Genomic DNA, 19,047 nt, shown 5'->3' with positions numbered 1-19,047 from the left:
GCGGGGCCTCGCCATGACGGGGAGTGGACACACTGGCGGCAGCGTCCCTGGCGATCGGCCTTACGCCCCTCCCCAAGACCACGGGGACCTGCCCATTGGGTTCAAATGGAACTTTACGACAGGGATTCTCGGCAGTCGGGCGGTGCTGCGTTACACTCCGCGCACCGTTTCCCCGCGCCCGCGTAGCTCAACATGAACACGACCCCAACCCGCCACAAGACCGTCCCCGTCCGCGTCGGCAATGTCACCGTCGGTGGCGATTCTCCGGTGATGGTGCAGTCGATGACCAACACCGACACCGCCGATGCGCTGCGCACCGCCGTGCAGGTGGCGGAGCTGGCGCGCGCCGGCTCCGAGGTCGTGCGCATTACCGTGAACTCCGAGGACGCGGCCAGGGCCGTGCCGGAGATCCGCGAGCGGCTGGAGGCCATGGGGATGGACGTGCCGCTGGTCGGGGACTTCCACTTCAACGGGCACAAGCTGCTGACGAAGTACCCGGAGTGCGCCGAGGCGCTGGCCAAGCTGCGCATCAATCCCGGGAATGTCGGCCGTGGTTCGAAGCGCGACGCCCAGTACGCCGCGATGATCGAGACCGCGATCCGCTACGACAAGCCGGTGCGCATTGGCGTGAACTGGGGCAGCCTGGACCAGGCCCTGCTCGCGCGGATGATGGACGACAACAGCCAGCGCGCCGAGCCGGCCGCGCCCGAGGCGGTGATGCAGGAGGCGCTGATCGCCTCGGCACTGGAGAGTGCGGCCGAGGCCGAACGCATCGGTCTGGCCCACGACCGCATCATCCTCTCGGCCAAGGTCAGCGGCGTGCAGCCGCTGATCAGTGTCTACCAGGACCTGGCCGCGCGCTGCGACTACCCGCTGCACCTCGGCCTGACCGAGGCCGGCATGGGCGCGAAGGGCATCGTCGCCTCCACCGCCGCGCTGGCCGTGCTGCTGCAGCAGGGCATCGGCGACACCATCCGCATCTCGCTGACCCCGGAGCCCGGCGGCGACCGCACCCAGGAGGTCCTGGTCGCCCAGGAGATCCTGCAGAGCATGGGGCTGCGCAGCTTCCTGCCGTCGGTGGTCGCCTGCCCCGGCTGCGGTCGCACCTCCAGCGAGTACTTCCAGCACCTGGCGCAGGACATCCAGACCTACATCCGCCACCAGATGCCCACCTGGAAGCAGCAGTACCCGGGTGTGGAAGAGATGACCGTCGCGGTGATGGGCTGTGTCGTCAACGGCCCCGGCGAGAGCAAGCACGCCAATATCGGCATCTCCCTGCCCGGCACCGGCGAACAGCCGGTGGCCCCGGTGTACGAGGACGGCGAGAAGACCGTGACGCTCAAGGGCGAACGCATCGCCGAGGAATTTCAGGCCCGCGTCGAGGCCTACATCGAACGCCGCTACGGCTAGAAAAATCGATACTCACCACGAAGCACACGAAGGCACGAAGAAAAGCGATCGCACCACAGAGGGCACGGAGAACACAGAGAAATCCAAAGAAGGTTTGGATGGGGCTCAAACCCGCCGAGCACAGCGAAACGGTTCAACCCCCTATCGACCTTTCTCCGTGCACTCTGTGGTGCAAAAGCCCTTGACCTTGATCTCCTTCGTGCCTTCGTGGGCTTCGTGGTGAAAAACCAACCCGCGCCGGACCGACGCGGGCGGTGGGTCAGAAGTTGTAGGTGTAGCCGCCGACCAGCAGGTCCTGAGCGCCGCTCTCGTCGCGCGAGCCGTAGGTCAGCGAGAAGGTGCCAAAGTCGGTCGCGTGGGCCGCGCCCAGTTCCCAGAACACGGCATTGTCGTCATCGGCGGGACGATCCTGGCCCACCTCGGCGAAAAGCTCGGTACGCGGGGCCACCTCGAATGCCGTACCCGCGAAGAATTCCCGGCTGCCCCGGGCGTCGCGATCATGGGCATGGGCCAGGTAGTTCACCCCCGTGTACACCGGCCCCCAGTCCACCACCACAAAGGTCTCGCCCTCGTAGCGCTCGTCGAGCTCGGTGTAGTGAAAGTGCTCGTAGCCGAACTCGATACCCACCGAACCGACGTCGAAGCCGTAGCCAACGAACGGCACGATCTCGCTGCCGCGACCACTGCCAAGTGTGGAGGCCTGCACGCCGGTGAACACGCCATTATCAAAGCCCAGCTCGAAGCCGCCCTGCACCACCGGGTCGTTGTCGGACTTGGACGCACCGTCATCGATGTAGTCGGTGAACACGCCGATGTTGAATTCGGCCTCGGCGGCCTGGATGGCCGGGATGCCGAAGGCGAAGACCCCTGCCACGGTGGCGGCCAGCACGCCGCGATGGAAGTTGCGATGGTTCATGTCGATTCCTCTTCTATCAAACGTTCTTTGCAGGCGTGTTGCCGGATTCTGTCTCCGGCAACACGGTTCGGGTTCCCCGGCATTCAGGCCGGCATGTGCGCGCTCAGCAGCCAGGCGGCCATGCCGAAGTACACAGCCAGGCCGGTGAAATCCTTGATGGTGGTGATGAACGGGTCCGCCCCCGGCGCATGGTCCACCCCGATCTTCAACAGGACCCACGGCAGCAGGAAGCCCAGGATCGAGGCGGTGAACACCGAGAAGAACAGCGCCGTGCCAACCACGAAACCCAGCTGCGGGATGTCATTCGGCGCACCCTGCCAGAAGTAGGCGATCGTCCCGGCGAGCACCGCCATGATTACCCCCATGGCCAGGCCCACGCCCCCCTCGCGCACCAGATGGTTGCGGAAGAAGCGACCCAGGTTGATATGCCCCAGGGCAAGCCCGCGGGCGAAGATCGTGGTCGACTGCGTGCCGACGTTGCCGCCCATGTCCATCACCAGCGGGATGAAGATGGCCAGCGCGACCACCGCCGCCAGGGTGTCCTCGAAGAAGTCGATCACCCCGCCCACGGCCAAGCCGCCGGCCAGCGTCACCATCAGGAAGGCCATGCGCACCTTGACCGCATAGCCAATCCCGCCGGAGGTCAGCTTCTCCGAGCGCACGACATCCTTGTGATGCAGCAGATCACCAATCCCCGCCTTCTTGTAGAAGTCCTCCGAGGTGTCCTCCTCGAGAACATCCATTGCATCGTCAATGCGCAGCACACCCACCAGCACGCCATCGGCATCCACCACCGGCAGGTACGGCAGATCCGTGCGCTGCAGCAGGCGAGCGGCCTCCACCTTGTCACCGTCGGGCGTGGTGCAGAAGTCCTCCAGCTCGATCAGCTCGCCGACCGCCTGGCCAGGCTCCGCGCGGAACATGCGGCCCAGGCGCACCAGCCCCTGATAGTGGTGGTCACGATCGGTAATCAGCAGCGCCGCCCCGACATCGTCCGGCATATTGCGATCCCCGCGCAGGCGGGCAGTGACCTCGGCAACGGTCTCCTCCGGGGTCACCCAGAACACCGGGCGCCGCATCACGCGGGCCACGGTGTCCTCGTCCTGCCGCCACAGCGCACGCACCTTGTCGCGCTTGGCGCCCGGCAGAGCACTCAGCAGATCGGCCGCGAGCGGCTTGCCCACCAGGGTCAGAGCGCGCGCCAGGGTATAGGCCGGCAGGCCCTGAACCAGCTCACGCGCCTCCGGCTCGGGCGTGTGCTCGAACAGGATCGCCTGCTCTTCGTCGTCCATCGCCAGGAAGATGGCGCGGCGCTCGTTGGTATCCACGCCCTCCAGAATCACCCAGCGCGAACGCGGGTCCAGCTCGGACAGGCGATTGGCGGTGATGGCCGGCACCGGATGGATCATCTCGTCGCGGGCAGCGCCCACGTCGCCGGCATGAATCATTTCCAGGATCTTGTCGTTCATTGCAATGCTCCTTGTGCTTAAAAAACAAAAACGCACGCGGAGCATCACAAAAGGCAAAAGAATCCCGTGACCGCTGGTGGCGGTCTTTTACAAAACCCCCATCAGCGAGCCGAACACACTTTTACTTTGCTCACTGCCCCGCAGTGAATTTCCGGGCTAGACCCGGGGTCGTCGTCTACAGGCGCTGGCATGGCGGCCTCCTGCTGGGTGTTCATGGGTGTGATCCATATCCGTTACGCGCACAGCAATGCACGCACCGGCCCGGCATCCGGGCAGAGGCAGGACAAATCGAATGGCATGGGAGCCCACGCGCCGCGCACACGAGCGGGCGCAGGGAAAGGCTTCGGGGTTGGGGAGGCGCCCGCGAGGGGCGATAGGGGAAAGGCGTTCTGTCACCCCCCCGGAGTCACGCATATCGCTGACACCGGGGAGACACCACCGCATTACCGGGTGGCGGGACCCCGCTGGCAACGATATGCACGCTCGTACCGGCCACCGGCCCGACGTTCATGCATCCATCGACAACAGTCCATTGACAGACCTCTGCTACTCAAGATGGGCGAGATTGTAATTGCGCATATTCAATGGCGCAACCCGGAAAAGTAAAATTCTAGCCAGCCTTTTGTTCAAACCGCTGGATCAGCGCTTTCAGCTCGGCGGCCTCGGCCTGCATGCGGGCACTGGCGTCGCGCGCGTGCACCGAGACCGATCCGGTTTCGCTGGCCACATCACGGATGGAGGTGACGTTGCGGTTGATCTCCTCGGAGACCGCGCTTTGTTCTTCGACGGCCGTGGCGATCTGGGTATTCATCTCGGTGATCTGGGCCACGGCCTCGCGGATCGTGGTCAGCGAGTCGCCCGCCGCCTGCGCCTTTTCCACCCCGTCGGCGGCCTGCTCCTGACTGGCCCGCATCGCGGACATCGCCTCGCGCGCACCGTTTTGCAGGGTCTCGATCATGTTGCGGATGGTCACGGTGGACTCGTCGGTGCGCTGCGACAGCGAGCGCACCTCGTCGGCCACCACCGCGAAACCGCGGCCGTGCTCGCCGGCGCGCGCGGCCTCGATCGCGGCATTCAGCGCCAGCAGGTTGGTCTGCTCGGCGATCTCGCGGATCACGCTCAGGATCTTGTCGATCTCCTCGGTGCTGGCCTCGAGCTTGCCCAGCTTCTCGGCGGTGGATTCCACCTCCGCCGCCATGCGATTGATCACGGACACTGTACCGTTCACGACATCCTGCCCGGCGCCGGTCTCCTTCTCGGCGTTGTTGGCGGCCTCGGCCGCGCGCGCGGAATTGCTCGCCATCTCCTGGATGGTCGAGGTCATCTCGTTCATCGCGGTGGCGACCTGGTCGATCTCGTTTTGCTGGCGCTCCACGCCGGAGGCGGTCTGCTCCACGCTGCTGGCCATGGCATGGGCATCGTCGTTCACCGCGTCGGCCTTGTCCTCGATCCGGCCCAGCACGGTGCGCAGCTTCGCCTCGCCGAACTGCTGCACCAGCTCCAGCGAAGCGCTGTCATCGCGGCGCCCGGTGTAGATGGCCTCCATTACCGGGTTGTCGAACTGCTCCCGGGCTCGATTGACCGCCTGGCGGATACCGGACGTGAACGCCAGCGACGCGATGCCGCCGGCGGCAAAGATCAATACCAGCAGGCCCGCCTGCACGAGTGGCGAGGACGCCAGAAACACGACCGCCAGCGCCAACAGGAAGCCGACGATCCAGGTCCCGGCGAGGCGGCAGGTGAGGCCGTGGTACCAGCGCCGAGCGAAGCTCCGGCCCCGGTTGATCGCGGCATACACCTTCTCCGCACGGGCGACATGCTCGCGCTCGGGGATCGCCCGCACCGACTCGTAGCCGGTCTTGCGGCCGTGCTCGTAGGCGGGGGTCACAAAGGCGTCCACCCAGTAGTGGTCCCCGTCCTTGCGGCGGTTCTTGACGATGCCCATCCAGGCCCGGTCGGCCTTCAGGGTCTCCCACATGTTCGCGTAGGCGGCCTCGGGCATATCCGGGTGGCGGACGATGTTATGGGCGGCACCCTCCAGTTCCTCGCAGACGAAACCGCTGACCTCGACGAAATCACTGTTGGCGTAGCGAATACGCCCCTTCTCGTCGGTGGCCGAAATCAGGTCACCGTGCTGATCAATCGAGTACTCCGTCTGGGTGACGGGCAGGTTCTTGCGCATGTCGTACGTCCTTTTGATTGTTCCACGGGCTCGGGGCCCGTGGGATCAGCCATACGCCGTGGCCAACCCCTCGCGAATGCTGCGGATTATGATCGCCTATATACGACCCTGTACATGTATCGACCATCCCGCGACAGACTTGAGCCACCACCCCGCGCCCCGCCCCGGGGAGTACTCAGGGGCCGACAGGACGCGCGGCCGCGGCCAGCACGCGGCGAAACCCCTCGAAGGCGACCGGGGTCAGATCCAGATCACGCGCACGCCGGTCGGCATAGACCATGCCCAGCACGCGGTCGCCGTCGCACAACCGGGCGACCAGACAGTCCACCCCGCCGGTCAGGCGGCGGACAGCCGCCGGCATCTCGTCATGGATGCGTCGGCGATCCCACCACTGGGCGGCGTCCTCCTCCAGGACCCGACCCAGCGGTCCGAGCGCGGACCGGTTGATCACGAAGTGGCTGAACTCCGGTTCGTGCAGGGTCCCGACCAGGTGCTCGGCGCGCAGGCTCTCGCCATCGCGGGACAGGCGGGCGAACACCACCCGGTTCAACCCCACGCCGAACTGCATCACTCGCAGCATCCGGCGTATCCGGGCCTCGCGATTCGTTTCCTGTTCGAGGGCGCGGAGCCCGGTCTCCAGCAGGTCGGCCCGCGGCATCAGGGCCAGGCGCGGGCGATAGCGCTCGCCCAGCCAGACGCGACCGGGGGTCTGCGGGTCCAGCGGCGGCCGCTGATAGACGGCGACATCCTCGTTGAAACGCTCGATGACCGCGCCCACGCGGTCCGCGGCCTCCTTGTCCGTCAGCCCCATCAGACCGGCCAGCAGTCCAAGGTCGCGATCGCCGCGCGCGGTGTCCATGCCGCGGAAGACCTGCCAGGCCACGGCGCTCGCGACCATGACCTCATAGGCCCGGTGATGGGCCGCGTTGACCGCGCGCAGCGTGCCCTGTACCAGTTCCGGCAGGGCCATCTGCTCCGCCATGGCGCGCGACAGGTCGTCTGTCGCATACCCCAGGGCGGCGTAGCTGGCCTCGTCCGGCAGGGCGCTGAGCTCCAGCATCTCGAGCAGCCGATCCAGGCGCGGCTCGCCCTCGGCCAGCAACGCCAGAAGGCCCAGCTGATTCAGCAGGGCCGCCAGGGCCACCTCGCCCGGCTCGGTGTCGTGGCGCTTGTGCGCAATCTCGCCTGCGATCATTGCCGCCAGCCGCGACTGCGCCGCGAGTTCGCGATAGGCCTGGGGTCTTGTGACCACATCCGCGACGCGCGGGGCCTCGGCCGCCTCCCGGTGCACGTTCTCCAGGCCCAGCATGGAAATCGCGTCGCCCACCGAGTGCACCTCCTGGCGCAGACCGCGACGCGAGGCGTTGGCCCGCCGCACCAGGCGCAGGCTCAGGCCGGGATCGCGCTCGGCGTAGCGCGCCAGTTCGCGCAGGGACCGATTCACCAGGGCATCCGGGTCCGCAAACACCGCATCGCTGGCTTCGAGAATCGGCCATTCCAGCGCCGCCAGGCGCGCGGCCTCTTCCATGTAGGGCGCGTCCTTGTCCAGGGACATGCTGTACCTCGCGCAGGGGAGTCGTTATCGTAAAGCCCGTCAACTATAGCAACGCATGCGGGCGGATACCCTGTCCGACATGGCGCTTCAGAAATGTGGGGTCGCGGTCCGTGAAGTATTTTCTGGGTATCGTCATCGTTTTTTCTTCGGTCTTCGGTGGATACTACTTTCATGGCGGCGACCTCCGGGTCATGTGGCAACCCTACGAGTACTGGATCATCGGGGGCGCGGCGCTCGGGGCATTTCTGATCGCCAACCCGCCCCGCGTCGTCTTCACCGTCTTCAAGTCCATCCCCAGCCTGATGAAGGGCAGCAAGTACAAGTCGGACGACTATCTCGACCTGCTGGCCATGATGTACAAGCTGTTCACCAAGGCCCGCAAAGAGGGCCTGATGGCGGTGGAAGCCGACATCGAGGAGCCGGAAGAAAGCGAGGTCTTCAAGGCCCATCCCCGGATCCTGCAGGATCACCACGCGATGGAGTTCATCACCGACTACATGCGCCTGATCATCTCCGGCAGCATGAACCCGCATGAGCTCGATGCCCTGATGGACCTGGACCTCGAGACCCACCACGAGGAATCGCACCAACCGGCCCACGCGGTTCACCGTGTGGCGGAGGCCCTCCCCGGCTTCGGTATCGTGGCGGCGGTCCTGGGCATCGTAATGACAATGGGCAAACTCGACGGGTCCATCGCGGAAATCGGCTCAAGCGTGGCGGCTGCCCTGGTCGGCTCGTTCCTCGGGATTCTGCTGGCCTACGGCTTTGCCGGGCCGACCTCGACCGCCCTCGAGTCCCGTGCCCAGGAGGAGGCCAAGTTCCTGCAGTGCATCAAGGCCTGCATTCTCGCCAATGTCCAGGGCTACAGCCCCCAGGTCGCGGTGGAGTTCGGCCGCAAGACCATGGAAAGCGCGATGCGCCCGAGCTTCTCCGAACTGGAAGAGTACGTGAAGGGGGCCTGAAGGCCACCGGATCACTACCATGGGAGTCGAAGACAAGACCCAGCCGATCATCGTCAAGAAGAAGGTGGTCCAGGGCGGCCACCACGGCGGCGCGTGGAAGATCGCCTTTGCCGACTTCACGCTCGCGATGATGGGCTTCTTCCTGGTGATGTGGCTGCTCGTTGCGCTGGACGACGACCAGCGCGCCGGGATCTCCGAGTACTTCCAGAACCCCTCCGCCTTCGTGGGCGAAGCCGCTGCGCCGGGCCAGGCGCCCGGCGACGGAACCGGCGTGGACCCATCAATCATCGACTTCGAGGGTATGCCGGAGCTCATCCAGGACCCGGAGGCCATGGAGGCCCCGACAGGGATCGATGAAGAAACCCTCGACGAGCTGGCCGAGGCGCGCGATCGCGAGGCCCTGGAGACCCTGCAGGAGGCGCTGGAGGAGGCCCTGGACCAGAGCCAGGCGCTGGAGCCCTTCAAGGACCAGCTGCTGCTGGATATCACGCCGGAGGGCCTGCGCATCCAGATCATCGATCGCGAAAACCGGCCGATGTTCGCCAGCGCCAGCGCGCGCCCGCTGGAGCACGCGGACGCGATCCTGCGCGAGCTGGCCAGCCTGATTAACAAGGTCCCCAACCGCGTCTCGATCACCGGACACACCGACGCCCGGGCCCTGCTGCGCCCGGACTACACCAACTGGGAGCTCTCGGCCGATCGCGCCAACGCCGCCCGCCGCGCCCTGATCGCCGGCGGCACCGAGCCCGACCAGATCGCCCGCGTGGTGGGGCTGGCCGCCAGCGTGCCCTTCAACCGCGACGATCCGGAGGCCGCGATCAACCGGCGGATCACCCTGATTGTGCTGAACCAGGAAGCGGAAGAGGCGATGTACCGCAGCCTGGAAAGCGAAGGGACCGCCCCGGAAACGCTCCGCGACAGCCCGGAACCCTCCGGCAACGGGGCCGGATAGCATGCAGCGGCACCACGACATCCCGCTCAACCTGATCACCGGGTTTCTCGGCGTCGGCAAGACCACCGCCATCCGCCACCTGCTCGCGCAGCGCCCGGAGGGCGAACACTGGGCCGTGCTGGTCAACGAGTTCGGCGAGACCGGGGTGGACGGCGGCCTGCTGGCCGATACCGGCGTGGCGCTGGAGGAGATCCCCGGCGGCTGCCTGTGCTGCGTCTCCGCGCAGATGTTCACCGTCGGGCTCAACCGACTGATCCGCAGCCAGCGCCCCGACCGCATCCTGATCGAACCCACGGGCCTCGGCCACCCGGCGCAGATTATCCGCACCCTGACCGAGCCGCCCTACGCCGGGGTACTGGACCTGCGCGCCACCGTCACCCTGATGGACGCCCGCCACCTGGCCTCGCCGCGCCACCGGGAGCACGCGAACTGGCGCGACCAGATCGCCCTGGCCGACGTGCTGCTGGCCAACAAGGCCGACCTCTACAGCGAGGCGGACCGCGAGGCGTTGCAGGCCTTCGTCGCGGCGATGCCGCCACCACGCCCGCTGGTCGTGGAGACCACCCAGGGCCGCATCGAACGCGACTGGCTGGACCGCCCGCGACTGGATCGGGGCGGCGCCCTGTTCCCGGAGGCCCGCGACTTTCTCGCGTCCACGAGCGCGGATGCGCACGCCGACCACGACCACGACCACGACCACGACCACGACCACCGGCATGATGACACCGCCCATGCAGCCGACGAGTGGGTCACCATCGACACCCGCGGTGACGGGTACATCGGCCGCAGCTGGCTGCTGCCCGAGGGACAGCTCATCGACCATGCCGCCCTCGCGGGCCTGGTCGCGGATTTCACCGGTGATCGACTGAAAGGCCTGGTCGAGACCGACCGCGGCTGGCACCGCCTTAACCGGGTCGACGGCCACGGCGCCCTGGAACCGATGACCGCCCCGGCGGCCCGGCTGCGCCCTCGCATCGAGGCCATCCTGCCGGAATCCGCGACCGCCACACTGGACGACCTCGCCCGCCGCCTCGAAACCGCCGTCACGCCAAGTCGCTGATCGGTACCCGCTGGCCGCGCCCCGCCGCCTACAGACGTGGCAGCAGCCAGGCGGGTTCGAGGAAGAACAGGGCAGTGACCGCGACACCGACCAGAGTCACCACCTGGCGGTAGCCCGACTCGGGCAGCCGGCGCACCAGGATGATCCCGACACGCGCGCCCAGGATCGCGCCCGCCCCCACCGCCAGCAGCCCGGTCGCCACCACCTGCCCGCCCGCGATGTAGACGACCACGGCCATCAGCGTCAGTACCGAGGACAGAAGATTCTTCAGGGCATTGGCCCGCGCCAGATCCGGAATGCCCTGGCCCCGCAGGATCGCCAGCAGCAGGATGCCGACGCCACCGTTGAAGTAGCCCCCATAGGCGCAGCCCAGCCCCGCGCCCAGAGCACGCAACGGCCCCGGATGCGGCCGCGCGGCCAGGCGCTGCAGCCAGGGTCCCAGCGCAAACAGCAAGGTCGCGACCAGCAGCAGCCAGGGGATCAGGACACGAAAGCCCGCGTCGCCGGTCAGCAGCAGGGCGACGGCCCCGAGGGCGCCACCCAGCACCCCCGCGAGCAGCAGCGCCCGGGCCAGCCCCGGGCCGAGGTCGCGCCAGGCCCCGCGCAGCCCGTGCCGATCCGCCAGCACGCTGGCCAGATAGCCGGGCAACAGGGCCGCCGTCCCGGTGGCATTGGCGGCCACCGGCGGGACGCCCACACTCATCAGCGCCGGGAGGGTCAGGAAGCTGCCACCGCCGGCCACGGCATTCAGCAACCCGGCGAAAAAGCCGGCGGCCAGGAGCAGCAGCGCAACACCGGAGGGCGCGAGATCCATGCCGGGCGGGCGGAGGCGCGGCTCAGATCACCCGGCGGTCGCTGAACTCGGCGCGATAGAACCACTCGTTGCCCGGCAGCGAATTGGGGTTGGGGAACACGATGAACCCGGGTTCCGGTGCCCGCACCTCGGTCCCGTCGGCGCGCACGCCGATCAGGTCACCCGCTTCCAGCGGGTCGAAGCTCTTCCACTCGCGCGCAAACCGATCCTCGGGGTGATCCCGGTCGATCACCTCGACCAGACGCAGGACCTCCGGGTCAGCCTGCCCCGGCGTGGCCGGCGCCGGCAGCATGCCCAGATGCGCCAGGGTGTTGATGATCGCGTTGTAGGCCACCACCGGGGCCTGCGGGTCATCGTGCTGCCCGCACTCCAGGGTCACGCCGTAGCCGCCCTGGCTGCGCATGTACTCGGTGGTTCCGATCCCGTAACTGGGATCGGTGCTCAGGATCTGCGCCCGGTGGCTGGCGTTCGGGTTCTTCATCCGCGCCGCCACGCCCCGGGCATAGGTATCCAGCCAGCCCTCGACCATGCGCCGCGGCCCCAGGCAGGCCGCCAGCGCCTCCTCCTCGCGCGCCTGCGCGAAGCCCTCCAGCGAGCCTTCGTTATTGCGCGGGCCGAGCATGATGAACGGCTGCCCGCCGGTGTGAAACGAGTGCAGGTCCAGCAGCACGTCGTGCGCCGCCAGCAGCGGGCACAGCACGTTGGCGATGCGGTCCTCGAAATCCTGCGGATCCTCGGTCACCCGGAGGTTGCGGTTCAGGTTGCGTTCGCCCATGCGCTGTCCGAGGTCATAGGCCAGCGGATTGGTGCGCGGCACCAGCGTCAGGCTGCCACGCAGCAGATCCCGTTCGCGCGCCTCCAGCTCGGCATGGACCCGCTCGGCGGCCTGGGTCCCGCAAGTCTCGTTGCCATGCACCGCGCCCAGTACGATCAGGCGCGGCCCCGGCTCCAGCCCGTGAAAGGTGATCGAACGCAGCGCAGTGGGACGGGAGGGATCGGCCATCGGGGAAACTCCGGGCAAGGGGTAACGGATATCCTGCGGCGCAAAGGCTACCGGAGCCATCCGTCCGGCGCCACGGGAAGGCCGTCAGTCCACCGGTAGCGCGCCATGCTCGGTCATCCAGCCCTGCAGCACGTCGAGTTCCAGCGGCCGGCTGTAGAGGTATCCCTGCCCCAGGGCGCAACCGCGTTCGTGCAGGAAGGCGGCCTGCTCGGCGGTCTCCACGCCCTCGGCGATGACCTGCATGTTCAGGTTGCGCCCCATGGCGATGATGGTGGCGGCAATCTCGCGATCGGCGCTCTCGCTGGCCACCCCGTCGACAAAGCTGCGGTCGATCTTCAGCACGTCCAGCGGATACGTCCGCAGCGCGGCCAGCGAGGAATAACCGGTGCCGAAGTCGTCGATGGCCAGGCGCACGCCCAGCTCCTTCAGTGCCGCGAGCCGCGCGATGGCCTGCTCGCCCTGCTGCATGATCGCGGTCTCGGTGATCTCCAGTTCCAGCTGCACGGCGGGGAAGCCGGTCAGCGCCAGGATCTCCGCCACCCGGTTCACGAAATCGCCACGCTGCAGCTGCACCGGCGACAGATTGACCGCGAGACTGAAATCCGCGGCCCCCAGATCCAGCAGACGCTTGGCGGCGTCGCAGGCCTCGCGCAACACCCATTCGCCCAGCGCGACGATCAGGCCGGTGTCCTCGGCGATCGGGATGAACCGATCCGGCGGGATCATCGGCCCGTCCTCCGGCTGCCAACGCAGCAGCGCCTCCATGCCGAAGGGCTGTCCATCCTCCAGGCGGACCTGCGGCTGGAAGTGCAGGCGCAGCTCTCCGTTCTCGGTCTCCAGGGCCTGTCGCAGGCGGTTCTCGAGTTCCAGGCGTTCGTCCGCCGCGCGGGTCAGGGCCTGGGTGTAGACGCTCCAGGTCTGGCGCCCGGAGGCCTTGGCCTGGTACATGGCCGCATCGGCATGCTGGATCAGTTCCGTCACCGAGGCGCCATGCTCGGGGTAGAGACTGATACCAATGCTAGCGTTCAGGTACACCGAGCGGCCGTCGTCCAGGACCAGCGGGCGCTCCAGGCTGGCCAGCAGGTCGCGGGCACAACGGGCCACGGTCTCATCACTGGCCGGATTCTCCGCCACGATCAGGAACTCGTCGCCCCCCAGACGGCCCAGTGCGTGGGAGGGCCCGACCGCCTCGCGCAGCCGCCGCGCAACCTCCACCAGCACCCGGTCGCCGACCGGGTGGCCCATGGAGTCGTTCACGTTCTTGAAGCGGTCGAGATCCAGATTCAGCACCGCGACGCGATAGCCGTGGGCCCGGGCGCGTTCCAGCGCCTGGCCCAGTATCACCTGCAGCTGCGTGCGGTTGGGCAGATCGGTCAGCGCATCATGCCGGGCCAGGTACTGGAGCTCTTCCTCCGAGCGGCGCAGCTCCGACATATCCGTCAGCACCCCGGCGTAGTGCAGGGCCTGACCCTGCTCGTCGTAGACCGTGTTGAGGCTCAGCCATTGCGGGGCCACCTCGCTGTTGCGCCGGCGGTTCCAGATCTCGCCCTGCCAGTGCCCCTCATGATGGAGAGCGTCCCACATGCGCTGGAAGAACGCCGCATCGTGACGCCCGGACTGCAGGAAACTCGGGTTGCGCCCCAGCGCCTCCATCTCGGAGAAGCCTGTGATATCGACGAAGGCCGGGTTCACCGCAATGATCCGCGGGGTCAGGTCGGTGATGATGATCCCGTCCCGGGTGCTCTCCAAGACCGCCGCCATGCGCCGCAGCCCCAGCAAGGCCTGACGCCGCTCCAGCGCGGCCCCCAGGCTGGACGCGACGATGCGCGCCAGGCTCTGGTCCGCCGCGGTCCAGCGTTGCGCGCGCCGCACCCGATCGAGGGCCAGGAAGCCACGGTATTCGCCCTCCACGTACAGCGGGACCAGCAAAGCCGCCTGGCTTTGCGCGGCCTCCAGGATCTCGCGTTCGGCCTCCGGCAGCTCCCGGGTCAGCACCTCGACCGCACCACCGCCCTGCAGGATCTCGTGCCAGCGCGGCAGGACCGATTCCAGACTCAGGTTGCGCAGCGGCGGCGGACGCACTACCTGATCGGTGTCCGTGCGCACCCAGTAGTAGCGATGGACATCCAGGGCCTCGCGCACCCCATGGTCCAGCTCGGCCACCAGCACGTAGGCCCGATCGGCATGCGCCTCCTGCCCCAGTTCGGCCAGCAGCCGGTGGATTACGCTCGCGGGGTTGTCCTCGCGCAGCAACTCCACGGTTAGCTCGGCCGCGGTGCGCAGCGCCCGCTCGCGCTCGCCCAGCGCCTGCGACACGCGCAGCTTCTGTGCCGCCAGGCCGGCGATCTGGGTGAACTCGTCGATCAGCACGCGCTCGCCGGCATGCGGACCGCGGGCCCCCGCTACATAGATCCCCAGCGTGCCCAGCACGCTGCCATCGGCATCGCGGAAGGGGAACGACCAGCAGGCCCGGAACCCCGCGCCATGCGCGAGATCGCAGAACCCGACCCAGTTGGGGTGGGCACTGCAATCCTCGATGATCACCGGCTCGCCGCTCCAGGCGGCCTCGCCGCAGGAACCCAGACCCTGCTCGGCGCGGATGCGGCGGGTGGCGCTGCGCAACGGATCCGGCACCCGCGGGGCGGCCACACCGTGCAGCTCCCGGGTGTCGCCGTCCAGCAGCATGATGCACCCGTGCAGCTCCGGGGCCAGGGCCTCCAGCCCCTTGACCACGTCCTCCAGCAGGCGCGGGTCACGCTCGCCGGTGGCCAGGCGCCCGAGCACGTTCGCGCGGACCTCCTGGATCCGCTGGTCCAGGACCCGCCGGGTCACGTCCACCAGGCTGCCGGACAACCCGATCGGCCGCCCCTCGGCATCCAGATTGGCCTGGCCACGCAGCTCCAGCCAGCAAAGGGACCCATCCGCCGTGCGCAGGCGGATCTCGGTCTCCAGCCGTCCGTCGTCGGACTCCGCGGCACGGGCCAGCAGCCGCGCCGCCATCGCGCGATCCTCCAGTGGCATGAAGGCCAGCATCTCTTCGCCGAGCGCGGACTCCACCGCATGACCGGTGATCGCCGTCCAGGCGGGATTCAGGAAGCGCCAGCAACCGGCGGCATCGGTCTCGAAGACGATGTCGCCGGCGCGCTCGATCACCTCGCGGTACCGGCGCTCGGAGGCCGCCAGGGCGGCCTGTTCCCGGCGCAGGCGGGCGCGCGTATGGACCTGGTCCAGCAGCACCGGGAGCATCTTCAGATACCCCTCGCGCTTGACCGCGTAGTCGTCCACGCCCATGCGCAGGGCGCGGGCCGCCAGGTCCTCGGTGCCCTGCCCGGTCACCAGAACGGTGGGGAGATCCAGCCCGCGTTCCTCGCGCACCAGCCGCGCCAGCTCCAGGCCGTCGAACCCCGGCAGGCGGTAGTCCACCAGCAGCAGGTCGAAGCCGACAGCGCCGGTTGCATCCGGCGTCAGCGCCGCCAGGGCCTCCTCCGCGGTGTGCACCGTCTCCAGCTGGATGTGGGGGGCGGTATGCGCGAGCTCGCGGCGCGTCAGCCCCACATCGAAGGCATTATGCTCGGCATACAGCACCCGCAGCGGCTCGTGCCCGTTGGCCACGCTCAGTTCCCGGCGAGCACGGGCATCGACCACGCGCGCCGGCAGACGCTCCAGGTAGTCATCGGACTTGGTCAGGTAGTCGTCGGCACCGGCCCGGAAGGCCGCGACCACGGTCTCCTGTTCGCCGTGGCCCGTCAGCACCAGCACCGCCTCGTCGCGCCCGGCGGCCTGCAGCTCGCCGATCAGTTCGAGGCCGCTCCCGTCCGGCAGGCGCAAGTCCTCCACCACACAGTCGAATCCCGCAGCGCCGGCCAGCGCGCCCCGGGCCTCGGCCAGCGACGCCGCCAGGTGCACCTCGGCACCCGGCACCTCGCGCTCCAGCACCCGGCGCTGCAGATCGGCATCCGCCGGGTTGTCTTCCACGAGCAGGATTCGCATCAGGTCTCTTTCGGGGGCAGCCGCATGTTCAACTCGGCGGGTGATTGAGCAGGCACCAGTACAGCTCCACCTGCTCGGCGACATCGACAAACTTGGCGAAGTCCACCGGCTTGACGATGTAGGAATTGGCCCCGCAGTCGTAGGCGGTCGCGATGTCGCGATCCTCGCTGGAGGAGGTCAGCATGACCACCGGAATGCGGCGGAAACGCTCGTGTTCGCGGATCCGGCGCAGCACCTCCAGCCCGTCCACCTTGGGCAGCTTGATATCCAGCAGGATCACCGCCGGCAGCGCCAGTTCGCCCCGCTCCCAGCACTCGAGGAACGCCAGGGCCTCCACTCCATCGCGCGCGATCTCCAGGGGGTTGGTGAGGTTGCGCCGCTCGAAGGCGCGCCGCATCAGGTCGATATCCACCGGGTTGTCCTCGACCACCAGGATGGACGGCTGACGCGCGGCCGTGCTCATCGCGGGAACTCCACGTGGAAGCGGGCGCCCACGCCCGGCGTACCCTCGGCGCGGATCTCCCCGCCCAGGCGGTTGACCGCTCGCCGCACGAGCGCAAGGCCGACACCGGTTCCCGGGTAGGCCTCGGCGCGGTTCAGGCGCTGGAAGATATCGAAGATGCGATCCTGAAACGCCATGTCGAAGCCGATCCCGTTATCCTGTACCGAGATCCCGAGTGTAGCGCTGCGGGATTCGGCCTGCACCGTCACCTGCGGTGTCTCGCGCTCGGCACTGAACTTGAAGGCATTTTCCAGCAGATTGCGCAGGATCAGCGCAACGCCATCGGGGTCGCTCTGGAACACCAGATCGGGATCGATCTCCAGGGTCACCTCGGCGCGGCTGCGCAGCTTCGGGTCCACCGACTCGAGCACCTCCTCCACCAGCGCGCGCACATGGACCTCCCGTTCCTCCAGCGGCCGGCGCTCCATACGTGAATAGGCCAGCAGATCGGAGATCAACTCGTTCATCTGCGCCACGCCCTGGCGGATGTTGCGCACGAACGTACGCCCCTCGCCCTCCAGCTGCTCGCCGTAGTCCGCCTCCAGTAGCTGGCTGTAGCCCTCGATTCCGCGCAACGGGGCCTTCAGGTCGTGCGAGACCGCGTAGGAGAACGATTCCAGTTCCTGGTTCAGGGCCTGCAGAGCCGCCGTGCGCTCCGTCACCCGCTGTTCCAGCGTGGCATTCAGGTCGCGCAGTTCCAGTTCGCTGCGCTTGAGTTCGGTGACCTCCAGCACCGTGCCCTGCACGTAGTGCATGCCGTCGGCCCGCTCGAGCGGGGCCTCCATGGTGATGCTGAACCACGCCTCCGCGCGAACCTCCGGGCGCGCCTTCAGCAACAGCCGCCGCGGCCCGGGATGTCCGCCGGCGATCAGCGTTTCCATGGCATCGGAAAAGCTCTTCCCGTCCGCGGAGTCGAGATCGAAGAAATCCCGGGCGAAGGCCTCCAGCGTCGGGGTGCCATAGCGGGCATCGCACCCGAGCAGGGCATACAGCCGATCCGACCACCACAGCTCGCGGGTCTCCAGCATGAACTCCCAACTGCCCAGCCCCGCATGGCGTTCCGCCTGGCTCAATCGGTCCACCTGGCGCGCCAGCGCCGCCTCGGCCTGCTTGCGCGCCTCGATGTTGCGCAGAGTCACCAGCAGCAGCCGCTCGCCGGCGATTTCGGTGGCCTGCAGGTTGGCCTCCACCCAGAAGCCGTGGCCGTCGCGGTGGCGCGCCCGCCACTCGAAGACCAGTTGTTCCCCGCGCCGGGCCCGTTCCATCAGCGCCTTCTGCCGCTGTACGTCGTAGCCGCCTTCGTCCGCGCTCAGGTCATCCACACTGCAGGCGAGCAGTTCGGCCCGGCTGTACCCGTACATCCGCTCGGCGGCGGCATTCACCCCGATCAGGCCCTCGGTATCCAGATCCTGCAGCAGGATCGCCTCCTGCACGTTGTCGAAGATCGCGCGGAAGCGGGTCTCCGAGTCACGCAGGTCCCGCTCGGCGCGCAGGCGCTCGGTCACATCCAGCAGCAGGCCGTGGATGCGCGTCACCCGCCCGACCTCGTCGCGGGTCAGCCAGGTCCGGTCTTCCACCCAAAGCCAGTTACCCTCGCCGCTGCGCAGGCGGTAGAGCTGGGTATAGCGATCCGGGCCGTGCTCAATGTGCGCGGCCACATCCGCCACGATCCGGTCGATGTCTTCGGGATGAATCAGCTCGGCGTAATTCACGTCGCCCTGCAACAGGGCATGGCGATCGATCCCCCAGCGCGCGATGTTCGGCGACACGAAGGTGACCGGCCAACCGGGCGTGGTCGCCCATTCAATCGCGACCACCGGCGAGCGCTCGACAATCGCGGTCAGCCGCCGCGCCTCGCGCGAGGCGCGGTCGCGCGCCCGCAGCGGGTAATACACCAGCAGGAACAGGCCCGCGGCGGTGACCGTCACGTAGCCCCATCCCTTCAGGGTCTGTAACTGCGCCAGCAAGGCCACATCGTCGACCATCAGCAGCAGGGCGCGGTCGGACAGTCCGATCCATGCCAGCCCGAAGACCAGATACACCACGGCAATGATGGCCGCGGTCCGCCCCGCGCTGGGCCTGCGTGCCCTCTGCCTGTCTTGCTCCATCTAGCCTCCCGGCTGCCGTGGAGATCCGCCTGGCTTACCTGCCTGCCTCGAGCATCGACCACCCGGGGCCGCCGCGCAAGGCCCGTACCCACCGCGCCCCTGCCCGGGCTTCGGGAGCCCCGGG

At 68.0% G+C, this 19,047-nt stretch carries 13 protein-coding genes; 4 read left to right on the top strand and 9 right to left on the bottom strand.

All coding sequences use genetic code 11. From position 1 onward, the window contains the following. The first annotated feature begins 192 nt into the window (after positions 1–192). Positions 193–1,410 (top strand): flavodoxin-dependent (E)-4-hydroxy-3-methylbut-2-enyl-diphosphate synthase, encoded by a 1,218-nt coding sequence (ispG, locus tag D107_RS0103360; protein WP_018880770.1) that lies wholly within the window; start codon positions 193–195, stop codon positions 1,408–1,410. 259 nt (positions 1,411–1,669) lie between these two features. Here the strand turns inward: ispG and D107_RS0103355 are convergent, their stop codons facing one another. The 4 genes from D107_RS0103355 to D107_RS0103340 all read right to left on the bottom strand — a co-directional run bounded on the left by D107_RS0103355 (position 1,670) and on the right by D107_RS0103340 (position 7,532). Continuing rightward, positions 1,670–2,326, bottom strand: a complete 657-nt coding sequence (locus tag D107_RS0103355) for a TorF family putative porin (RefSeq protein ID WP_018880769.1) — start codon at positions 2,324–2,326, stop codon at positions 1,670–1,672. Between the two features lie 83 nt (positions 2,327–2,409). Next, a complete protein-coding gene (mgtE, locus tag D107_RS0103350) occupies positions 2,410–3,795 on the bottom strand; it encodes a magnesium transporter (RefSeq protein ID WP_018880768.1) in 1,386 nt (461 codons plus the stop codon). 610 nt (positions 3,796–4,405) lie between these two features. Beyond that, positions 4,406–5,977 carry a PAS domain-containing methyl-accepting chemotaxis protein gene (locus tag D107_RS0103345; protein WP_018880767.1) on the bottom strand — a complete coding sequence of 524 codons (1,572 nt, stop codon included), beginning with the start codon at positions 5,975–5,977 and terminating at the stop codon, positions 4,406–4,408. A 175-nt stretch (positions 5,978–6,152) separates the two neighbouring features. Further along, positions 6,153–7,532 carry an HDOD domain-containing protein gene (locus D107_RS0103340; protein WP_018880766.1) on the bottom strand — a complete coding sequence of 460 codons (1,380 nt, stop codon included), beginning with the start codon at positions 7,530–7,532 and terminating at the stop codon, positions 6,153–6,155. A 110-nt stretch (positions 7,533–7,642) separates the two neighbouring features. On the opposite strand from D107_RS0103340, the gene motA reads away from it, so the two are divergent. From motA to D107_RS0103325, 3 genes are read left to right on the top strand one after another with little or no spacing between them, the layout of a single operon-like run. Then, positions 7,643–8,494, top strand: a complete 852-nt coding sequence (motA, locus tag D107_RS0103335) for a flagellar motor stator protein MotA (protein ID WP_018876171.1) — start codon at positions 7,643–7,645, stop codon at positions 8,492–8,494. A 19-nt stretch (positions 8,495–8,513) separates the two neighbouring features. Then, positions 8,514–9,446, top strand: coding sequence for a flagellar motor protein MotB (gene motB, locus D107_RS0103330; RefSeq protein WP_018880765.1), 933 nt, complete (start codon positions 8,514–8,516; stop codon positions 9,444–9,446). Between the two features lies 1 nt (position 9,447). Next, complete coding sequence (locus D107_RS0103325; protein ID WP_018880764.1) at positions 9,448–10,506, top strand: GTP-binding protein; 1,059 nt, start codon at positions 9,448–9,450, stop codon at positions 10,504–10,506. A gap of 28 nt (positions 10,507–10,534) precedes the next feature. Here the strand turns inward: D107_RS0103325 and D107_RS0103320 are convergent, their stop codons facing one another. From D107_RS0103320 to D107_RS0103300, 5 genes are all read right to left on the bottom strand, one after another. Beyond that, positions 10,535–11,320 (bottom strand): sulfite exporter TauE/SafE family protein, encoded by a 786-nt coding sequence (locus D107_RS0103320; RefSeq protein WP_018866478.1) that lies wholly within the window; start codon positions 11,318–11,320, stop codon positions 10,535–10,537. 22 nt (positions 11,321–11,342) lie between these two features. Continuing rightward, the gene (locus D107_RS0103315) at positions 11,343–12,323 is read right to left on the bottom strand and encodes a M14 family metallopeptidase (protein WP_018880763.1); all 981 of its coding nucleotides are present in this window, start codon (positions 12,321–12,323) and stop codon (positions 11,343–11,345) included. An 84-nt stretch (positions 12,324–12,407) separates the two neighbouring features. Continuing rightward, the gene (locus tag D107_RS0103310; protein WP_018880762.1) at positions 12,408–16,313 is read right to left on the bottom strand and encodes an EAL domain-containing protein; all 3,906 of its coding nucleotides are present in this window, start codon (positions 16,311–16,313) and stop codon (positions 12,408–12,410) included. Between the two features lie 28 nt (positions 16,314–16,341). Then, the gene (locus D107_RS0103305) at positions 16,342–16,776 is read right to left on the bottom strand and encodes a response regulator (RefSeq protein WP_018866475.1); all 435 of its coding nucleotides are present in this window, start codon (positions 16,774–16,776) and stop codon (positions 16,342–16,344) included. Then, positions 16,773–18,860 carry a PAS domain S-box protein gene (locus D107_RS0103300; protein ID WP_018880761.1) on the bottom strand — a complete coding sequence of 696 codons (2,088 nt, stop codon included), beginning with the start codon at positions 18,858–18,860 and terminating at the stop codon, positions 16,773–16,775. The genes D107_RS0103305 and D107_RS0103300 overlap by 4 nt, the downstream gene beginning before the upstream one ends. Between the last annotated feature and the right edge of the window lie 187 nt (positions 18,861–19,047).

The organism is Thioalkalivibrio sp. ALE30 (assembly GCF_000377465.1).
Taxonomy (GTDB): Bacteria; Pseudomonadota; Gammaproteobacteria; order Ectothiorhodospirales; family Ectothiorhodospiraceae; genus Thioalkalivibrio.
The sequence above is the reverse complement of the archived record's forward strand: the minus strand, read 5'-3'. Positions and strand labels throughout refer to the sequence as shown.

What these genes read in the sequence shown, in the direction of transcription:
- ispG (WP_018880770.1), top strand. Translation starts at nt 193, where the DNA reads ATGAACACGACCCCAACCCGCCACAAGACCGTCCCCGTCCGCGTCGGC.
- D107_RS0103355 (WP_018880769.1), bottom strand. Translation starts at nt 2,326, where the DNA reads ATGAACCATCGCAACTTCCATCGCGGCGTGCTGGCCGCCACCGTGGCA.
- mgtE (WP_018880768.1), bottom strand. Translation starts at nt 3,795, where the DNA reads ATGAACGACAAGATCCTGGAAATGATTCATGCCGGCGACGTGGGCGCT.
- D107_RS0103345 (WP_018880767.1), bottom strand. Translation starts at nt 5,977, where the DNA reads ATGCGCAAGAACCTGCCCGTCACCCAGACGGAGTACTCGATTGATCAG.
- D107_RS0103340 (WP_018880766.1), bottom strand. Translation starts at nt 7,532, where the DNA reads ATGTCCCTGGACAAGGACGCGCCCTACATGGAAGAGGCCGCGCGCCTG.
- motB (WP_018880765.1), top strand. Translation starts at nt 8,514, where the DNA reads ATGGGAGTCGAAGACAAGACCCAGCCGATCATCGTCAAGAAGAAGGTG.
- D107_RS0103325 (WP_018880764.1), top strand. Translation starts at nt 9,448, where the DNA reads ATGCAGCGGCACCACGACATCCCGCTCAACCTGATCACCGGGTTTCTC.
- D107_RS0103320 (WP_018866478.1), bottom strand. Translation starts at nt 11,320, where the DNA reads ATGGATCTCGCGCCCTCCGGTGTTGCGCTGCTGCTCCTGGCCGCCGGC.
- D107_RS0103315 (WP_018880763.1), bottom strand. Translation starts at nt 12,323, where the DNA reads ATGGCCGATCCCTCCCGTCCCACTGCGCTGCGTTCGATCACCTTTCAC.
- D107_RS0103310 (WP_018880762.1), bottom strand. Translation starts at nt 16,313, where the DNA reads ATGCGAATCCTGCTCGTGGAAGACAACCCGGCGGATGCCGATCTGCAG.
- D107_RS0103305 (WP_018866475.1), bottom strand. Translation starts at nt 16,776, where the DNA reads ATGAGCACGGCCGCGCGTCAGCCGTCCATCCTGGTGGTCGAGGACAAC.